The sequence below is a fragment of the Streptomyces sp. L7 genome, assembly GCF_050990935.1.
Classification (GTDB): domain Bacteria; phylum Actinomycetota; class Actinomycetes; order Actinomycetales; family Microbacteriaceae; genus Leifsonia.
The window spans coordinates 1,069,808-1,084,632 of the sequence record NZ_CP194644.1 but is presented as its reverse complement, the minus strand read 5'-3'; the positions used below and the strand labels follow the sequence as shown (position 1 = coordinate 1,084,632).

18 protein-coding genes and 2 pseudogenes are annotated in these 14,825 nt (G+C 70.2%); 13 read left to right on the top strand and 7 right to left on the bottom strand.

Annotation, left to right across the window (positions count from 1 at the left end):
- Positions 1-67: 67 nt before the first annotated feature.
- Positions 68-838, bottom strand: coding sequence for a CHAD domain-containing protein (locus ACR5MH_RS05450; RefSeq protein ID WP_431346270.1), 771 nt, complete (start codon positions 836-838; stop codon positions 68-70).
- Positions 839-867: 29 nt separating this feature from the next.
- Here ACR5MH_RS05450 and ftsY point away from each other — a divergent pair, with 29 nt between their 5' ends.
- From ftsY to ffh, 3 genes are all read left to right on the top strand, one after another.
- Entirely contained in the window at positions 868-1,743 is an 876-nt protein-coding gene (gene ftsY / locus ACR5MH_RS05445) for a signal recognition particle-docking protein FtsY (RefSeq protein WP_433862381.1), read from the top strand.
- An 8-nt stretch (positions 1,744-1,751) separates the two neighbouring features.
- Positions 1,752-2,252, top strand: coding sequence for a DUF2004 domain-containing protein (locus tag ACR5MH_RS05440; protein WP_431346272.1), 501 nt, complete (start codon positions 1,752-1,754; stop codon positions 2,250-2,252).
- Between the two features lie 107 nt (positions 2,253-2,359).
- A complete protein-coding gene (ffh, locus tag ACR5MH_RS05435; RefSeq protein ID WP_431346273.1) occupies positions 2,360-3,928 on the top strand; it encodes a signal recognition particle protein in 1,569 nt (522 codons plus the stop codon).
- A gap of 19 nt (positions 3,929-3,947) precedes the next feature.
- On the opposite strand, the gene ACR5MH_RS05430 is transcribed toward ffh, so the two are convergent.
- The 3 genes from ACR5MH_RS05430 to ACR5MH_RS05420 all read right to left on the bottom strand — a co-directional run bounded on the left by ACR5MH_RS05430 (position 3,948) and on the right by ACR5MH_RS05420 (position 6,607).
- Complete coding sequence (locus ACR5MH_RS05430) at positions 3,948-4,640, bottom strand: SGNH/GDSL hydrolase family protein (protein ID WP_431346274.1); 693 nt, start codon at positions 4,638-4,640, stop codon at positions 3,948-3,950.
- Between the two features lie 72 nt (positions 4,641-4,712).
- On the bottom strand, positions 4,713-5,387 hold the full coding sequence (locus ACR5MH_RS05425) for an SGNH/GDSL hydrolase family protein (protein ID WP_431346275.1): 675 nt from the start codon (positions 5,385-5,387) through the stop codon (positions 4,713-4,715).
- Positions 5,388-5,431: 44 nt separating this feature from the next.
- A complete protein-coding gene (locus ACR5MH_RS05420; RefSeq protein WP_431346276.1) occupies positions 5,432-6,607 on the bottom strand; it encodes a glutamate--cysteine ligase in 1,176 nt (391 codons plus the stop codon).
- 203 nt (positions 6,608-6,810) lie between these two features.
- Here ACR5MH_RS05420 and rpsP point away from each other — a divergent pair, with 203 nt between their 5' ends.
- From rpsP to rimM, 3 genes are read left to right on the top strand one after another with little or no spacing between them, the layout of a single operon-like run.
- The gene (rpsP, locus tag ACR5MH_RS05415) at positions 6,811-7,293 is read left to right on the top strand and encodes a 30S ribosomal protein S16 (RefSeq protein ID WP_431346277.1); all 483 of its coding nucleotides are present in this window, start codon (positions 6,811-6,813) and stop codon (positions 7,291-7,293) included.
- Positions 7,294-7,297: 4 nt separating this feature from the next.
- Positions 7,298-7,528, top strand: coding sequence for an RNA-binding protein (locus ACR5MH_RS05410; protein ID WP_431346278.1), 231 nt, complete (start codon positions 7,298-7,300; stop codon positions 7,526-7,528).
- A 1-nt stretch (position 7,529) separates the two neighbouring features.
- Positions 7,530-8,192, top strand: a complete 663-nt coding sequence (rimM, locus tag ACR5MH_RS05405; RefSeq protein ID WP_433862380.1) for a ribosome maturation factor RimM — start codon at positions 7,530-7,532, stop codon at positions 8,190-8,192.
- A gap of 91 nt (positions 8,193-8,283) precedes the next feature.
- On the opposite strand, the gene ACR5MH_RS05400 is transcribed toward rimM, so the two are convergent.
- Entirely contained in the window at positions 8,284-8,775 is a 492-nt protein-coding gene (locus ACR5MH_RS05400; protein WP_433862379.1) for an FCD domain-containing protein, read from the bottom strand.
- Positions 8,691-8,957, bottom strand: coding sequence for a GntR family transcriptional regulator (locus tag ACR5MH_RS05395; RefSeq protein ID WP_433862378.1), 267 nt, complete (start codon positions 8,955-8,957; stop codon positions 8,691-8,693). Before ACR5MH_RS05395 ends, ACR5MH_RS05400 begins: the two co-directional genes overlap by 85 nt.
- Before the next feature lie 50 nt (positions 8,958-9,007).
- Between ACR5MH_RS05395 and ACR5MH_RS05390 the strand changes: the two are divergent.
- Positions 9,008-10,239: pseudogene (locus ACR5MH_RS05390) on the top strand (MFS transporter).
- A 9-nt stretch (positions 10,240-10,248) separates the two neighbouring features.
- Positions 10,249-10,925: pseudogene (gene trmD / locus ACR5MH_RS05385) on the top strand (tRNA (guanosine(37)-N1)-methyltransferase TrmD); the annotation flags it as partial.
- A 78-nt stretch (positions 10,926-11,003) separates the two neighbouring features.
- Here the strand turns inward: trmD and map are convergent.
- A complete protein-coding gene (gene map, locus ACR5MH_RS05380; RefSeq protein ID WP_431346282.1) occupies positions 11,004-11,768 on the bottom strand; it encodes a type I methionyl aminopeptidase in 765 nt (254 codons plus the stop codon).
- A gap of 114 nt (positions 11,769-11,882) precedes the next feature.
- Between map and ACR5MH_RS05375 the strand changes: the two genes are divergently transcribed.
- From ACR5MH_RS05375 to ACR5MH_RS05355, 5 genes are all read left to right on the top strand, one after another.
- Entirely contained in the window at positions 11,883-12,377 is a 495-nt protein-coding gene (locus ACR5MH_RS05375; protein ID WP_431346283.1) for a hypothetical protein, read from the top strand.
- Between the two features lie 216 nt (positions 12,378-12,593).
- Positions 12,594-12,941: a 50S ribosomal protein L19 gene (gene rplS / locus ACR5MH_RS05370; RefSeq protein WP_431346284.1), complete on the top strand. Its 348-nt coding sequence runs from the start codon at positions 12,594-12,596 to the stop codon at positions 12,939-12,941.
- 82 nt (positions 12,942-13,023) lie between these two features.
- Positions 13,024-13,767 carry a signal peptidase I gene (lepB, locus tag ACR5MH_RS05365; RefSeq protein ID WP_431346285.1) on the top strand — a complete coding sequence of 248 codons (744 nt, stop codon included), beginning with the start codon at positions 13,024-13,026 and terminating at the stop codon, positions 13,765-13,767.
- Positions 13,764-14,429 (top strand): ribonuclease HII, encoded by a 666-nt coding sequence (locus ACR5MH_RS05360; protein WP_433862377.1) that lies wholly within the window; start codon positions 13,764-13,766, stop codon positions 14,427-14,429. The genes lepB and ACR5MH_RS05360 overlap by 4 nt, the downstream gene beginning before the upstream one ends.
- Before the next feature lie 26 nt (positions 14,430-14,455).
- Positions 14,456-14,779: a DUF2469 family protein gene (locus tag ACR5MH_RS05355; RefSeq protein WP_018190696.1), complete on the top strand. Its 324-nt coding sequence runs from the start codon at positions 14,456-14,458 to the stop codon at positions 14,777-14,779.
- Positions 14,780-14,825: the final 46 nt, after the last annotated feature.

The following is a 14,825-nucleotide window of genomic DNA, read 5'->3' as shown; positions in this document are numbered from 1 at the left end:
TCGCTTCCTCACTTTCTCCCGCTTCGCCGCGGCGTGTCGCGGGAGAAAGTGAGGAAGCGATGGCTGCTCAGAGGGCGATCGCGGCGAGTTTGGCGTCGAGGCCGTCGAGGGCCTCCGCGGCGCGCCGCTCGCAGCGCATGGCGAGACCGATGTGCTTGTGCTCGCGCAGCTCGTGGGCCAGCAGGAGGTCGTCCCGGTTGTCGCCGAGGGCGTCCTGCACGGACTTGGCCGACGACGACAGCCGCACGGCCTCCCGCCCGAGGTCGTCAGCGACCGCGTCGGCGGCGTACCGGACCTTGCGCACCGCTTTGCGGGTGGCGTGGCGCTCCTCGAGACTGTCGCCGCGGAGCCGGTGCACCTTCGCCACGGCCTTCTCCAGGCCGCGCGTCGTGACCCGGCCGGGATGCTGCCGCCCCTTCCGGGAGAGCGGAGGCTCGGCGGCGAACATCTGCAGGTCGGCGAGCAGGGCGCGCAGCGACGCGCTGTTCAGGTACCGGAGCAGCGCGGCGCGCGCCTCCGCGTGCTCGGCACGGGTCTCCGCGGCCTCGGCGGTGACGGCGTCCACCACTTCCGGCGGGTCCTCGGCTTCGAGGAGGTCCTCCAGCGTCGCAGCCTTCACCTCCAGGTCGCGCACGGCGCCCAGTCGCTCGCCGAGTGTCTTCAGCCGGGTGCGCATGCCGAGGGCGGCATCCGCCTCGAACGCGGCGCGGTAGACCCGGAGGATGCTGCGCAGCCGACGCACCCGGATGCGGGCCTGGTGGACCGCGTCCTCCCCGTCGGTCTCGATCGCGACGAGCTGCTCGGCGAGCTCGGCCGACACCGCCACGAGGGAGAACATGCCGCCACCGTACCAACTAGTCTGAGTGCATGGCAGACCGCACCCCCTGGTCCTTGTCGGGCGCCCTCCGCGGGATGTTCGCCAAGAAGACCATCGACGACACCACCTGGGACGATCTGGAGGCAGCGCTCATCACAGCCGACTTCGGTCCCGACGTCACCGAGGCGGTCGTCGACGACCTGCGGGCCAAGGTCGAGCGCTACCACACCACCGATCCGGCGGACCTCCAGCGCATGCTGCGCGAGACGATGGAGGAGCGGCTCTCCAAGCTGGACACGACGCTCAAGCTCAGCGAGCGGCCCGCGATCGTGCTGGTCGTCGGCGTGAACGGCGTCGGCAAGACCACCACCATCGGCAAGTTCGCGAAGTTCCTGCGCACCTACGACCGCTCGGTCGTGGTGGGCGCCGCCGACACCTTCCGCGCGGCAGCGGTCGAGCAGCTCGCCACCTGGGCGGAGCGCGCCGGCGCGGAGATCGTGCGGCCGCAGCAGCAGGGCCAGGACCCGGCGTCGGTCGCGTTCCAGACGGTCGAGAAGGCCAAGCGCGACGGCACCGAGATCGTCATCATCGACACGGCCGGCCGGCTGCAGACCAAGGGCGGCCTGATGGACGAGCTGTCCAAGATCAAACGCGTCGTCGAGAAGCAGGCCCCGATCGCGGAGGTGCTGCTGGTGCTCGACGCGACCACCGGCCAGAACGGCCTGGCGCAGGCGGAGGCGTTCCTGGAGCACGCCGGGGTGACCGGGCTCGTGCTGACCAAGCTCGACGGCTCGGCGAAGGGCGGCTTCGTGCTCGCCGTGCAGGAGCGCACCGGCCTCCCGATCAAACTCATCGGCCAGGGCGAGGGGATCAACGACCTCACCGGCTTCACCCCGCACGTCTTCGCGCAGCAGCTCGTCGGATAGGGGACGGCATGGCCATCGAGCACGACTACTTCGGCGTCATCGACGAGACCGCCTCGGGCGGCCTGGCCTGGAACGACTCCGTGGAGCTCGGCGACCAGACCGTGGAGGTCGAGCTGCGCGCCGACGACGAGCGGGCGGTGGGGGAGTTCGCCCTGGACTCGGCGGCTGCGCTCATCCAGGCGCTGGAGGGCTTCGACGCCCGCGCCAGGGACGCACTGGTCGCCGAGCTGAGCTCGCGGCAGTCGGCGACCACGAACTACGTCGACGAGCACGTGGAGAAGCTGGGGGAGTCGCTGCTCGACCTCCTGGTCTACAACTCGGGCGACATCGAGATCGACGTGCTGCGCTCGCTCCAGCTCCTCACGGTCACGGTGCAGGCCGATCAGGCCGGCGAGGACGAGGTCTTCGCGACGTTCGACTACTCGATCAGCCCGGACGAGACGGACGCGATCCTCACGGTCTCGTTCGACGTGCGCGGCGACGTGGTCGCGGTCGACACGCAGGGCTGACACGGGCTGACGCGCAGGGCTGACGTGCGCAGGGCTGACACACAGGCCTGACGCGCTGGGCCCGGGCTCGGCGACCGGCCAGGCTCGCCCGGTAGACTTGCACGATCATGGCTACTTTCGGCTCGCTGTCCGACCGTCTCACGGACACCTTCAAGAACCTGCGCACCAAAGGCAAGCTCACCCCGGCCGACGTCGACGGCACCGTGCGAGAGATCCGCCGCGCCCTGCTCGACGCGGACGTGGCGCTCGATGTCGTCAAGGAGTTCACCGGCAAGGTGCGCGAGCGCGCCCTGTCCGACGAGGTCAACAAGGCGCTGAACCCGGCGCAGCAGGTCGTCCAGATCGTCAACGAGGAGCTGGTGGCCATCCTCGGCGGCCAGCAGCGCCGCCTCCAGTTCGCCAAGCGCCCGCCGACGGTGATCATGCTCGCCGGCCTGCAGGGCGCGGGCAAGACCACCCTCGCGGGCAAGCTCGGCAAGTGGCTGGTCAAGGACGGCCACACGCCGCTGCTCGTCGCCGCCGACCTCCAGCGGCCCAACGCCGTCACCCAGCTCCAGATCGTCGGCGAGCAGGCCGGCGTCCCGGTCTACGCGCCGGAGCCAGGCAACGGCGTCGGCAACCCGGTGAAGGTGGCCAAGGACGCCATGATGTTCGCCGAGACCAAGCAGTACGACACGGTCGTCATCGACACCGCCGGCCGCCTCGGCGTCGACGCAGAGCTGATGAAGCAGGCCGCCGACATCCGCAAGGCCACCGAGCCGGACGAGGTGCTGTTCGTGATCGACGCCATGATCGGTCAGGATGCCGTGGCCACGGCCAAGGCGTTCCAGGACGGCGTGGACTTCACCGGCGTGGTGCTCTCGAAGCTCGACGGCGACGCGCGCGGCGGTGCGGCGCTCTCCGTCGCCTCCGTCACCGGGCGCCCGATCATCTTCGCCTCCACCGGTGAGGGACTGGACGACTTCGAGCCGTTCCACCCCGACCGCATGGCGTCGCGCATCCTCGACCTCGGCGACATCCTGACCCTCATCGAGCAGGCCCAGGAGGCCTTCGACGAGGAGGAGGCCCGCAAGGTCGCCGAGAAGTTCGCGACCGACAGCTTCACGCTCGACGACTTCCTCAAGCAGATGCAGCAGCTTCGCAACATGGGCTCCATCAAGAAGATGATGGGCATGCTGCCGGGCGCCGGCCAGATGAAGCAGCAGCTCGACAACTTCGACGAGCGCGAGATCGTGCGCACCGAAGCGATCATCCAGTCGATGACCCAGGCCGAGCGCACCACCCCCAAGCTGCTCAACGGCTCCCGGCGCCTGCGCATCGCCAAGGGCTCCGGCACGACGGTCACCGAGGTGAACCAGCTCGTCAACCGCTTCGAGCAGGCCGCCAAGATGATGAAGACCGTCGCCAAGGGCGGCGTGCCGCAGGTCCCCGGCATGGGCCCGATCCCCGGCGCCGGCTACGCTGGCCGCGGCAAGCAGCAGCCCAAGAAGAAGGGCTCCCGTTCGGGCAACCCGGCCAAGCGCGCCGCGGAGAACGCGGCCCTGGCGGCCGGCGTCAAGCCGGTGACGGGCGCACCCGCGGGCACGGGCTTCGGGCTCGGCTCGGGCAACAAGGCGAAGGCCGGAGGCCCGACCGAGGAGGAGCTGGCCGCCCTGCAGAAGTTCATGGGGCGCTGAGCCCCGCCGGCCGCGTCCGCTAGGACGTCACCCCGAGCGGCGCCAGCCGGTCCTCGATGACCTTCGCGACGGCGCGCTCGCCGGCCGCGTTCGGGTGGATGCCGTCGGCCTGGACCAGCTCCGGGTGCCCGGCCAGCGGGTAGCCGATGTCGAGGAACGTCCCACCGACGCCGGTCACGGCCTTCCGGACGATCCCGTCGACGGTGGCGACGGTCGGCGGCGGCGTGTCCGCGCCCCAGACGGTGGTGATGCCGATGATACGAGCCCGCGGGAAGGTGTCGCGCAGCTCGCCCAGCAGTTCATCCGCCGAGGAGGCCACGAGTGCCGGGTCTTCCATGCGGTCGTTGCGGGTGGCCGCGATCAGGATGTAGTCGGGGTGCAGCCCCAGCGCAGTGGCGACCTGTTCGCGGTAGGTGTCGCCGTTCCAGCCCGGCTTGACGAACCCGGAGCCCGAGACCGCGAGGTCGGTCAGCGTCCAGGCGTGCTGTGCCGCGATAAGCGCGGGCCACGCCTGATCCGGGCGCACGCCCTTGCCGAAGGCGATGGAGTCTCCGATGGCGACGACCTGGGGCTTGGCGTGCTCCGCGGGGGCGGCGACAGCGGTGTCGTCCGCGGCGACCGGTCGCGCGGTGACGGCGGAGGAGCAGCCGGCGAGCGCGGCCGCGGCGAGGGCGAGCGCGGCCAAGACGATCAGGCGGGAACGGGTGGACACGGAGTGAGGGTAGACCGCAGAGACTGACAGATCGCTGTGCGTCCTAGCCGGGCGTGTCGGCGCGCCGGACCGTCAGGCGATGCCATCGATGCGCGACAGGAAGACGGAAGCGATCGCCTGTTGTCCTTCGAGCGTCGGATGCTCGCCGTCGTCCTGCACCATCCCGAGCTGGCCGCGGTAGGGCTGGCCGAGGTCGATCCACTTGCCGCCCGCCGCGGTCACCGCCTGCTTCAGGGCGTCGTTCAGGGGAGCGAGATCGTTGTCGCTGGCCTCCCCGGTGAGAGCGTTATAGCCGATCAGGTGGGCTTTCGGAAGAGCGTCGCTCAGGCGCTCGACCGCGGCGGCCATAGCCTTGGCCACGGCCGCGTTGTCCTGGCCGAGGTCATTGTCGGAGGCGCCGATCAGCACCACGTTCGCCTTCGCGGCAATGGCCTGGTCGATCTGGCCGTTGAAGTCGGCGTTGGTCGCGCCGACGGCGACGAATCCGGCCCCCGGCTCGCTGAAGTTCTGCAGGCCCCAGCGCCGGTCGACGGCGACGAGCGCGGGCCACGCCTCGAACGGCTCCAGTCCCATGCCCGACTCGATCGAGTCGCCGACGATCGCGACCACCGGGTGCTTGCCGGCCGGCACGGTGGCGCCGACGGCGAGCGGGGAGGAAGAGGACGTGCATCCGCTGAGGGCGACCGTCCCGAGCAGCAGCGCGGCGAGCGCCGTGGCGACGGTGGCGAGGGGCCGGTGGTGGAACATGTCTCCGAGCCTAGAGGAGGAGCCTATGGATGCCCTAGGCATGATTATGAGCCGCCTGTGCCGGGCCGGGGCGTCTCCCGCGGCGTCCGGTCGAGCCCGCTGCGGAGTTCGTGCGTGAGTGAGCTGACCACGGCCTGCAGACTGCCGCCGTTGGCCTCCGCGACGGCGAGCTGGCGCTGGTAGCTCGCGCCCGTGGCGAGAACGTCGGCGACCGTCGCCAGTTCGGCGGAGCAGCCCAGCCGCTCCGCCGTCTCGCCGAGCTCGTCCACGAGCTGGAGGAGTTGCTCGCGCACCTGGCGCTCCGTTCCGTCCGGCGCGACGATGATCTCGGCGTCCAGCCCGTAGCGTGCCGCCCGCCACTTGTTCTCGCGCACGAACCACGGCTGGAGGGTGACCGGCACGACGCCCTCGTCGAGGTCGCCGGACATCCGGTCGGTCAGGCAGTGGATGAGCGCGCCGACCGCGCCGACCTCGTCCGCGGTCGAGAGGCCGTCGCACGCGCGCATCTCCACTGTGCCCCAGCGCGGCGAGGGCCGGATGTCCCAACGCACCTCGCTGTGGTCCTCCACGACCCCGGTGGTCACGAGGTCCTGCACGTACTCCTCGTAGTTCGCCCAGGTGCCGAACTGCCACGGCAGCCCCGCGGTCGGGAGCTGCTGGAACATCAGCGCGCGGTTGGAGGCGTACCCGGTGCGGGCTCCGGCCCAGAACGGGCTCGACGCGCTCAGCGCCTGGAGGTGCGGGTAATAGGTGAGCAAGCCGTTGACGATCGGCAGCGCCTTGTCGCGGTCATCGATGCCGACGTGCACGTGGATGCCCCAGATCATCATCTGCCTGCCCCACCACTGCGTGCGGTCGAGCAGCCGGTCGTAGCGCTCGTTCGGCGTGATCTTCTGGTCGTACCACTGGGCGAACGGGTGCGTGCCCGCGCACATCAGCTCCACGCCGAGCGGGTCGGTGACCTCCCGGGTGAGCGCGATCAGCTCCTGGAGGTCGGCGATGGCCGCCGGGACGGTGCGGTGCACCCGGCTGACCAGCTCGATCGTGTTGAGCAGGAGTTCGTGCGTGATCTGCGGGTGCTCCCGGCCGTCGGCCGTGCCGAGCTCGTGCAACACCTCGTCGGCGATCTGGACCAGGTCGCCTGTCGCGCCGTCGACCAGCGCCAGCTCCCACTCGATCCCGACCGTCGAGCGCTCGGACTCTGCGAATTGGATCTGCATCCTGGGGACCCCGTCCGTCCGATTGTTCATTGCGAGCGCTTTTCTGACAGAATATCTAGTTGAGTTCGCTGTGCCCGACCCTCTATCCGGCACATCGGACGAACAATAGACCTCCTGCCGCGTGTGCCCCCACGCCCACGGCAGTCAGTTCGACAACGAATCCACCGGAACCTGCGGGTTCCGGACGTCAACACAGGAGAATTGTGGCTGTCAAAATCCGTCTGAAGCGCCTGGGCAAGATCCGCGCTCCGTACTACCGCATCGTCGTGGCCGACTCGCGCACCAAGCGCGACGGCCGCGTCATCGAGGAGATCGGTCTGTACCACCCGACCGAGGAGCCCTCGCGCATCGAGGTCGACTCGGAGCGTGCGCAGTACTGGCTCGGGGTCGGCGCTCAGCCGTCCGAGCAGGTGCTCGTGCTCCTGAAGCTCACCGGCGACTGGGGCAAGTTCAAGGGCGACAAGAACGCCGTCTCGACCGTGAAGACGGCCGAGGGCAAGGAAGCGTTCGTCGCCGACGAGAAGAAGAAGCCGGTCCTCAAGCCGAAGAAGGACGAGACCGCCGCGAAGGCGGAGGCCGTCGTCGAGGCCGAGGTCGAGGCCGAGGAGGCCGCTGAGGCCGAGGTCGTCGCCGAGGCCGAAGAGATCACCGAAGAGGCCTCCGAGGCCGACGGCGAGAAGGCGTAACGCCTTGCTCGCTCCCGCTCTCACGCACCTGGTCAAGGGCATCGTCGACCACCCGGACGACGTGCACGTCGTGGCCAAAGGTTCGCCGCGTGGCGAGGTCCTCGAGGTTCGAGTGAACCCCGAGGACCTCGGGCGGGTCATCGGCCGTTCCGGCCGGACCGCCAAGGCCCTCCGCACGGTCGTGGGCGCACTGGCCGACGGCCGCCGCGTCCGCGTCGACGTCGTCGACGACTGAGGTGGCGGACCACAAGCTGCCCCGCAAGGAGGTCGCACCGCGGCCGGGTCAGACCGAGCTGCGCGTCGGCCGGCTGACCAAGGCGCACGGTCTGAAGGGCGCTCTGAAGCTCGAGCTGTTCACGGACGAGCCGGAGCGCCGCTTCGTGCCGGGCGCTGTCTTCACGCTCCAGGTGCCCACGACCTCCAAGTGGCACGGCAAGACCATCGAGCTCATCGAGCTGCGCTGGTACAACGGTCACCCGGTCGGCTTCTTCGCCGGAGTGGACGACCGCACCGAGGCGGAGACGCTGGTGAAGGCCATCCTCTGGGTGAGCCAGGACGCCAAGCAGCTCCCGGAGGAGGACGACGCCTGGTACGACCACCAGCTCGTCGGGCTGAGCGCGCGCCGCGACGGCGTGGAGGTCGGCACCGTCGCGCGTGTCGACCACTTCCCCGCACAGGACCTGCTGGTCGTCCGCACGGCCGACGGCGAGGTCCTGGTGCCGTTCGTGAAGGCGATCGTGCCCGAGGTCGACATCGCCGCCGGCACCGTGACGCTGACGCCGCCGGCCGGGCTGTTCGAGGAGCTGCCGGACGACGACGACTCCGAGGCCGCTGAGCCTGAGGCTGCTGAACCCGACGCTGCCGGATCCGCCTCCGAGCTGGAGAAGCCCGAGGACTGACCGCGGCGCGCTACGTGATCGACGCCTCCGCCGCCATCGAGTTGGCGGAGGCCGGTTACGTCCCGGCGACCGGCGGACCGTCGACCGGGACCTACGACGCCCGCGGTCCCACGATCGCGAGCCCGCGAGCCCGGAGCAGCCGTGCGTCCGCGTCCAGCGCTGCGAGCAGGCGCTCGTGCGTGCCCACGATGTGCCGGTGGATGCTGTCCGCCGCCGCGTCGGCGTCCCGCGCCGCGAGCTGGTCGACGATCGTGCGGTGCTCCTCCCACGCCGTCCTCCGCGCGTCGGCGGTGCGCACCTCCAGCCAGCGGGTGCGGGCCAGCCGGGTCATCGCGGAGGAGACGGAGTCGGCGAAGAAGTGGTTGCCGCTGAGGGCGGCGAGCCGCACATGAAAGCCCGCGCCGGCGCCGACCGCGTCCTCGTCGCTGCGATCGGCGTCGTATGCGCCGAGGTCGTCGCGCAGTTCCCGCAGATCGTCGTCCGTGGCGCGCACCGCGCTCAGCCGTACGGCGGCGCTCTCCAGGGCGTCGCGCAGCTCGCTGAGCCTGGCGATCTCGCCGAGGTCGATGGGGAGACCTCCCACCCGCGGCCGTCGCGCCGAACGAGCCCCTCCGCCTCCAGACGCATCAGGGCCGCACGGAGCGGGGTCCGCGAGGCCCCGAGCTCGGCTTCGAGCCCGCGCTCGGTGATGCGGGAGCCCGGCACCCGGTCCAGATCGAGGATCGCGGAGCGCAGGCGATCGTACACGTGCGGCTGCTCGGGCATCGGGCTCCTTCGTTGGTATACCAAGCCGGTATACCGTTAGGGTATACCGCATGAGCCGAGAAACACGAGAAGAGACCGGGCAGGCGACCAGAACCCCTCGACCGTGGCTCATGCTCGCCCTCGGCGTCGTCGGCCAGGCCAGCTCGACGGTGTTCGTCTCGACCCCGGCCTTCCTGATCCCGCTGCTGCACACCGAGCGCGGGCTGAGCCTCGCGCAGGCCGGGCTGCTCGCCTCCGCTCCCACCCTCGGGCTCGTGCTCGCCCTGATCCCCTGGGGCGCGCTGAGCGACCGGATCGGAGAGCGCTGGGTCATCGCGTCCGGCCTGGCCCTCACCGCTGCGGCGGCGGTCGCCGCCATGTTCGTCTCCTCATACATCGCACTCGGCGCACTGTTCCTGGTCGGCGGGATGGCCGCCGCGAGCCCGAACGCAGCGAGCGGCCGCGTGGTCATCGGCTGGTTCGCCAAGGAGCGCCGCGGCCTCGCGATGGGCATCCGGCAGATGTGCCAGCCGCTCGGTGTCGCGATCGCCGCGATCAGCGTCCCCCTGCTGGCGGCCTCCGGGGGCATCGCCGCAGCTCTGACCGTGCCCGCCGTGCTGTGCGGCGTCTCCGCCGTGCTGTGCGCCGTCGGGATCGTCGACCCGCCCCGCCCTCCCCGTGGCGCCGGCGAGGGGAGGACACCCACCCGCAGGCCGCCTGGCGGCCGTACCGGGAGACCTCACTGCTCTGGCGCATCCACATGGTGTCGATGCTGCTGGTCGTGCCGCAGTTCACCGTCTCCACGTTCGGCCTGGTCTGGCTGGTAACCGAGCTTCACTTCACCTCGCTCGCCGCGGGTGTCGTCATCGCCGTGAGCCAATTCGCGGGCGCGCTCGGCCGGATCGGCATCGGAGTCGTGAGCGACCGCGTCGGCAGCCACCTGGTCCCGCTGCGCTGGGTCTCCGCCGCCGCAGTCGCGGTCATGCTGCTGATGGGCGCGGCGTCCGCGCTCGGCTCGGCGGCCGCGGCGGTGATCCTGATCGTCGCGGCCATCGTGACCGTCGCCGACAACGGCCTCGCCTACACGTCGGTCGCCGAGATAGCGGGACCGTTCTGGTCGGGCCGGGCGCTCGGCGCGCAGAACACCGGCCAGTTCCTGGCGGCTTCGGTCGTCGGCCCCGCCGTGGGCGCGCTGATCGGCTGGGTCGGCTTCCCGCTGGCGTTCGCCGCGGTCGCAGTCTGCCCGGCCGTGGCGACTCCGCTGGTGCCGCGCGACCGGGAGCTCGCCGTCGTCCCCGAATAGAATTCCCCCATGCGCATCGACATCGTCACGATCTTCCCGACCTTCTTCGATGTGCTCGACATCTCCCTGCTCGGCAAGGCGCGGCAGTCCGGCATCATCGCGCTCGGCGTCCACGACCTGCGCGACCACACCCACGACCGGCACCGCACCGTCGACGACACGCCGTACGGCGGCGGCGCGGGAATGGTGATGAAGCCGGAGCCGTGGGGGAGGCGCTGGACGCCGTGCTGGAGGGCTCCGACGATCCCATGCTGCTGTTCCCGTCGCCGGCCGGCGAGGTGTTCACCCAGGCGATGGCCCGCGAGCTCGCCACCGAGTCGCACCTGGTCTTCGGCTGCGGCCGTTACGAGGGCATCGACCAGCGGGTCTTCGACGAGTACGCCTCCCGGGCACGGGTGCGCCTGGTGAGCATCGGCGACTACGTGCTCAACGGCGGCGAGGTCGCCACGATGGCGATGATCGAGGCGGTCGGCCGGCTCATCCCCGGCGTCGTCGGCAACCCCGAGAGCCTCGTGCAGGAGTCGCACGAGGACGGCCTCCTCGAGTACCCGTCGTACACGAAGCCCGCCGAGTGGCGCGGCCACGAAGTCCCGCCGATCCTGCTCTCCGGCAACCACGGCGCGATCGAGACCTGGCGCCGCGAGCAGTCGCTCGCGCGCACCGCCCGCGTCCGCCCCGACCTCCTCCCGTAGCTGTCCGCGGAGTACGCGAATCGTGTGCGTACTCGAGCGTCTTCGCCTGATTTCGGGCGTACTCGGCGGTTGCTACGGCGCGCTGAGGACGACGGGGCCGGAGTCGGTGATGGCGACGGTGTGCTCGGAGTGGGCGCCGCGCGAGCCGTCGGCGGAGCGGAGCGTCCAACCGTCGGGGTCGGTGAAGATCTTGTCGGTGGACTCCAGGAACCACGGCTCGATCGCGATCACGAGCCCCGGACGCAGCGGGAAGCCGCGGCCGGCGCGGCCGTCGTTCGGGATGTGCGGGTCGCCGTGCATCGTCCGGCCGACGCCGTGGCCGCCGAACTGCGTGTTCACCGAGTAGCCCTCGCCGTGCGCTACGGCCGCGATCGCCGCCGAGATGTCGCCCACGCGCCCGCCGGGCTGAGCCGCCGCGATCCCTGCTGCGAGCGCCCGGCGTGTCGTATCGATGAGCCGGAGGTCCTCGTCCCGCGCCGAGCCGACCACGAGGCTGACCGCCGAGTCGGCCACCCAGCCGTCGACGCTGGCGGCGAAGTCCAGACTGAGCAGGTCGCCGTCGCGGAGCCGGTAGTCGTGGGGGAGACCGTGCAGGACGGCGTCGTTGACCGAGGTGCAGATGACCTTGCCGAATGGGCTCGCGCCGAACGACGGGTGGTAGTCGATGTAGCACGACTCCGCGCCGCGGCGGCGGATCAGCTCGTGAGCGATCCGGTCGAGCTCCAGGAGGTTGACGCCGACATCCGCGGCCGCAGCGGTCTCGGCGAGGACCTCGGCGACGAACCGGCCGGCCGGCCGCATCTGCTCGATCTCGGCAGGTGTCCTCAACTCGATCACGGGGTGTCCTCATCTCTGGCGGGGGTGCGTCCAGTCTTCCATGCGGCGTGCCGTTCAGTCCGCCGTGGGCGAACCCCTAGCCACCGCACAGCCGCGCGAGGTTACGCTGGTCGCGTGTTCATCCGCAAGGCCTTCTACTGGTGGCTCTTCCCGTCCGCCGTGGTGCTGCCCGTCTGGCTGCTGATCGGCTGGGCCGCTTTCCACCAGGGCAGCGGCTGGACGTTCCTCGGGCTGCTCGTGCTGTGCCCGATCCTCTTCGTCGCGCTGCTCGCGATCGGCGGCGTCGTGATGGCCCGCAAGAGTGTCAGGGAGACCCGCGCGGTCTCCTGGTACGACACCGGTCTGCTCGCCGGCTGGAGCGCCTCCATCATCGCCTTCGGGTTCTTCCCGCCCGGGGCCACGGGGTGGCTAGCTGTGCTCGGCGTGCTGTTCTTCCTGGCACTGTTCTGGGTCGGACTGTGGGAGCTGGTGACCGAGACGCGCGAGCGGGTCGCCGTCACTTTCGCCGCGTACCAGCGCGCCGCCCAGCCGCAGCAGGTCCCGGGGCCGTCCAGCCCGGTGGTGGACGACGCGGACGTCATCATCATCGAGGAGCATCGCGAGGACTGAGCCTGCGCACCGGGACCGCGCCGCGCTTTGGCAATAGGGCCCCGCGCGTGGCAGAATGGTTGTTCGTGCCGCCGCCCGGCTCTGCCGCAGGGGAGCCAGCAATTCACGCGTGCACACCCCAATCGAATCCCGGCCGTTCGCCCGTGTGCTGAGTGCATCCGGCAGCGGCCCCGAATCCGTCCCCGACCTGCCGGCGGGTACAGAGAGCGAACAGCAATGCACATCCTCGATCAGGTGGACGCCGCGTCCCTCAAGTCGGACATCCCCTCGTTCCGTGCCGGCGACACCGTCAAGGTGCACGTCAACATCATCGAGGGCACCCGCTCTCGTATCCAGGTCTTCCAGGGCGTCGTGATCGGCCGCTCGGGCGAAGGCGTCCGCGAGACCTTCACGGTCCGCAAGGTCAGCTTCCAGGTCGGCGTCGAGCGCACCTTCCCGGTGCACTCGCCGGTCATCGACCACATCGAGGTCGTCACCCGCGGTGACGTCCGACGCGCCAAGCTGTACTACCTCCGCGAGCTGCGCGGCAAGAAGGCGAAGATCAAGGAGAAGCGCGAGAACTGAGCGTTTCGCGCGCGACTCTTCCTGAGCTCCCGGTCCTACACTGGACCGGGAGCTCAGGCGGTTAACGAGCCAGGCAGGGTGGATGACGGACGAGACACTGCCCACGCGGCCCGAACGCGTGGCGCGGGGAGAGAGCGGCAGGCGCAGCGGCCTGCGGTTCCTGCGGGACGTGGCCGTCGTCGTGGTGATCGCGCTGCTCGTGGCCTTCCTGGTGAAGACGTTCGTGGTGCGCTCGTTCTACATCCCGTCGGGGTCGATGGAGAACACCCTCCAGATCAACGACAAGATCCTGGTCAACGAGCTGCAGCCGTCGCTGTTCCCGCTGAGCCGAGGCGATGTCGTGGTGTTCCGGGACCCGGGCGGCTGGCTCCCGAAGACGCCGCCGGTCGCCCGCAACCCAGTGGCCCAAGCGGCGGACACCGCGCTGACGTTCGTCGGGCTGTCCGCCTCCGACAGCGACGACCACCTCGTGAAGAGGCTCATCGGACTCCCGGGCGATCACGTGGTGTGCTGCGACGCGGCGGGCAGGATCACCGTCGACGGAGTCACGATCAACGAGCCGTACATCGTGATCCCCGCCGGCCAGAAGAACGCGGCGACACTCGCCTTCGACGTGACGGTCCCGAAGGGCCGCATCTGGGTGATGGGCGACAACCGCTACGACTCGCAGGACTCCTCCCGCAACCAGGCGCTCCCCGGCCACGGCTTCGTGCCGCTCGACCACGTCGTCGGGCGGGCCTCCGTGATCAGCTGGCCGGTCAGCAGATGGACGTGGCTGACGGACTATCCTGAAGTCTTCCGAGGCGTGGAGGAGAAGAAGGAATGATGACCCCGGTCTCGCCCTCGCTGCGCTTCGAGAAGGCGCTCTACCGCGACGGCGTCACCTCGATCGTGGCCGTCGACGAGGTCGGCCGAGGCGCCCTTGCCGGCCCGGTGGCGGTCGGCATGGTGGTCATCGACACCGCGGTCAGGCGCATCCCGCCGGGACTTCGCGACTCCAAGCTGCTGCCCGAGCCCGTGCGCGAAGCGCTCGAGCCCGCCTGCCGGCGCTGGTCGCTGTTCCACGCCGTGGGGATGGCCTCCGCCGAGGAGGTCGACTCGCTCGGCATCATGCGCTGCCTGGGTCTCGCCGGCGCCCGTGCCCTCGCGATGCTGGAGGACCAGGGCGCGCAGGTGCGGGACAGCACGATGATCCTGGACGGCAACTACGACTACCTCAGTCCCGCGCTGATGCGCCCGGCGCGCGTCGTGACGCGGATCAAGGCCGATCGCGACTGCGCGTCGGTGGCCGCGGCCTCCGTCATCGCGAAGGTGCACCGCGACCGGCTGATGATCGGCCACGATGTGGACTACCCCGGCTACGGCTGGGTGAGCAACAAGGGCTACTCGACCCCGGAGCACTTCGCGGCGATCGCCGAACTCGGACCGAGCGCCCTGCACCGGCTGACCTGGCTGAAGGACCTCGCGACGCTCGACATGCCGAGCTGAGGCGGCACGGCTAGACTTGTCGAACGATGGATGAGGACGAGTTCGACGACTACGACCGCGAGGTCGAGCTGGCTTTGTATCGCGAATACCGGGACGTCGTCTCGCAGTTCAAGTACGTGATCGAGACCGAGCGCCGCTTTTACCTCGCGAACGAGGTGGAGTTCGTGCGCCGTGACACGGAGCACGACTTCTATTTCGAGCTGACGATGAACGACGTCTGGGTGTGGGATGTCTACCGCGCCGACCGGTTCGTGAAGTCCGTGCGCGTGCTGACGTTCAAGGATGTGAACATCGAAGAGCTCTCGAGCAAGGAGTTCGAGCTCCCGAAGGAGCTGGCGCTCGACGAGTGAGATCGTCCGGTTCCTCCTGCACAACGCAGTGAGCTGACGACTTCTC

Excerpts from the sequence above, each read along its gene's own strand:
- ACR5MH_RS05425 (WP_431346275.1), bottom strand. The coding sequence starts at position 5,387 with ATGTTCCACCACCGGCCCCTCGCCACCGTCGCCACGGCGCTCGCCGCG.
- ftsY (WP_433862381.1), top strand. The coding sequence starts at position 868 with ATGGCAGACCGCACCCCCTGGTCCTTGTCGGGCGCCCTCCGCGGGATG.
- ACR5MH_RS05355 (WP_018190696.1), top strand. The coding sequence starts at position 14,456 with ATGGATGAGGACGAGTTCGACGACTACGACCGCGAGGTCGAGCTGGCT.
- ACR5MH_RS05360 (WP_433862377.1), top strand. The coding sequence starts at position 13,764 with ATGATGACCCCGGTCTCGCCCTCGCTGCGCTTCGAGAAGGCGCTCTAC.
- ACR5MH_RS05420 (WP_431346276.1), bottom strand. The coding sequence starts at position 6,607 with ATGCAGATCCAATTCGCAGAGTCCGAGCGCTCGACGGTCGGGATCGAG.
- ACR5MH_RS05395 (WP_433862378.1), bottom strand. The coding sequence starts at position 8,957 with ATGCCCGAGCAGCCGCACGTGTACGATCGCCTGCGCTCCGCGATCCTC.
- lepB (WP_431346285.1), top strand. The coding sequence starts at position 13,024 with ATGACGGACGAGACACTGCCCACGCGGCCCGAACGCGTGGCGCGGGGA.
- rplS (WP_431346284.1), top strand. The coding sequence starts at position 12,594 with ATGCACATCCTCGATCAGGTGGACGCCGCGTCCCTCAAGTCGGACATC.
- ffh (WP_431346273.1), top strand. The coding sequence starts at position 2,360 with ATGGCTACTTTCGGCTCGCTGTCCGACCGTCTCACGGACACCTTCAAG.
- ACR5MH_RS05440 (WP_431346272.1), top strand. The coding sequence starts at position 1,752 with ATGGCCATCGAGCACGACTACTTCGGCGTCATCGACGAGACCGCCTCG.
- ACR5MH_RS05450 (WP_431346270.1), bottom strand. The coding sequence starts at position 838 with ATGTTCTCCCTCGTGGCGGTGTCGGCCGAGCTCGCCGAGCAGCTCGTC.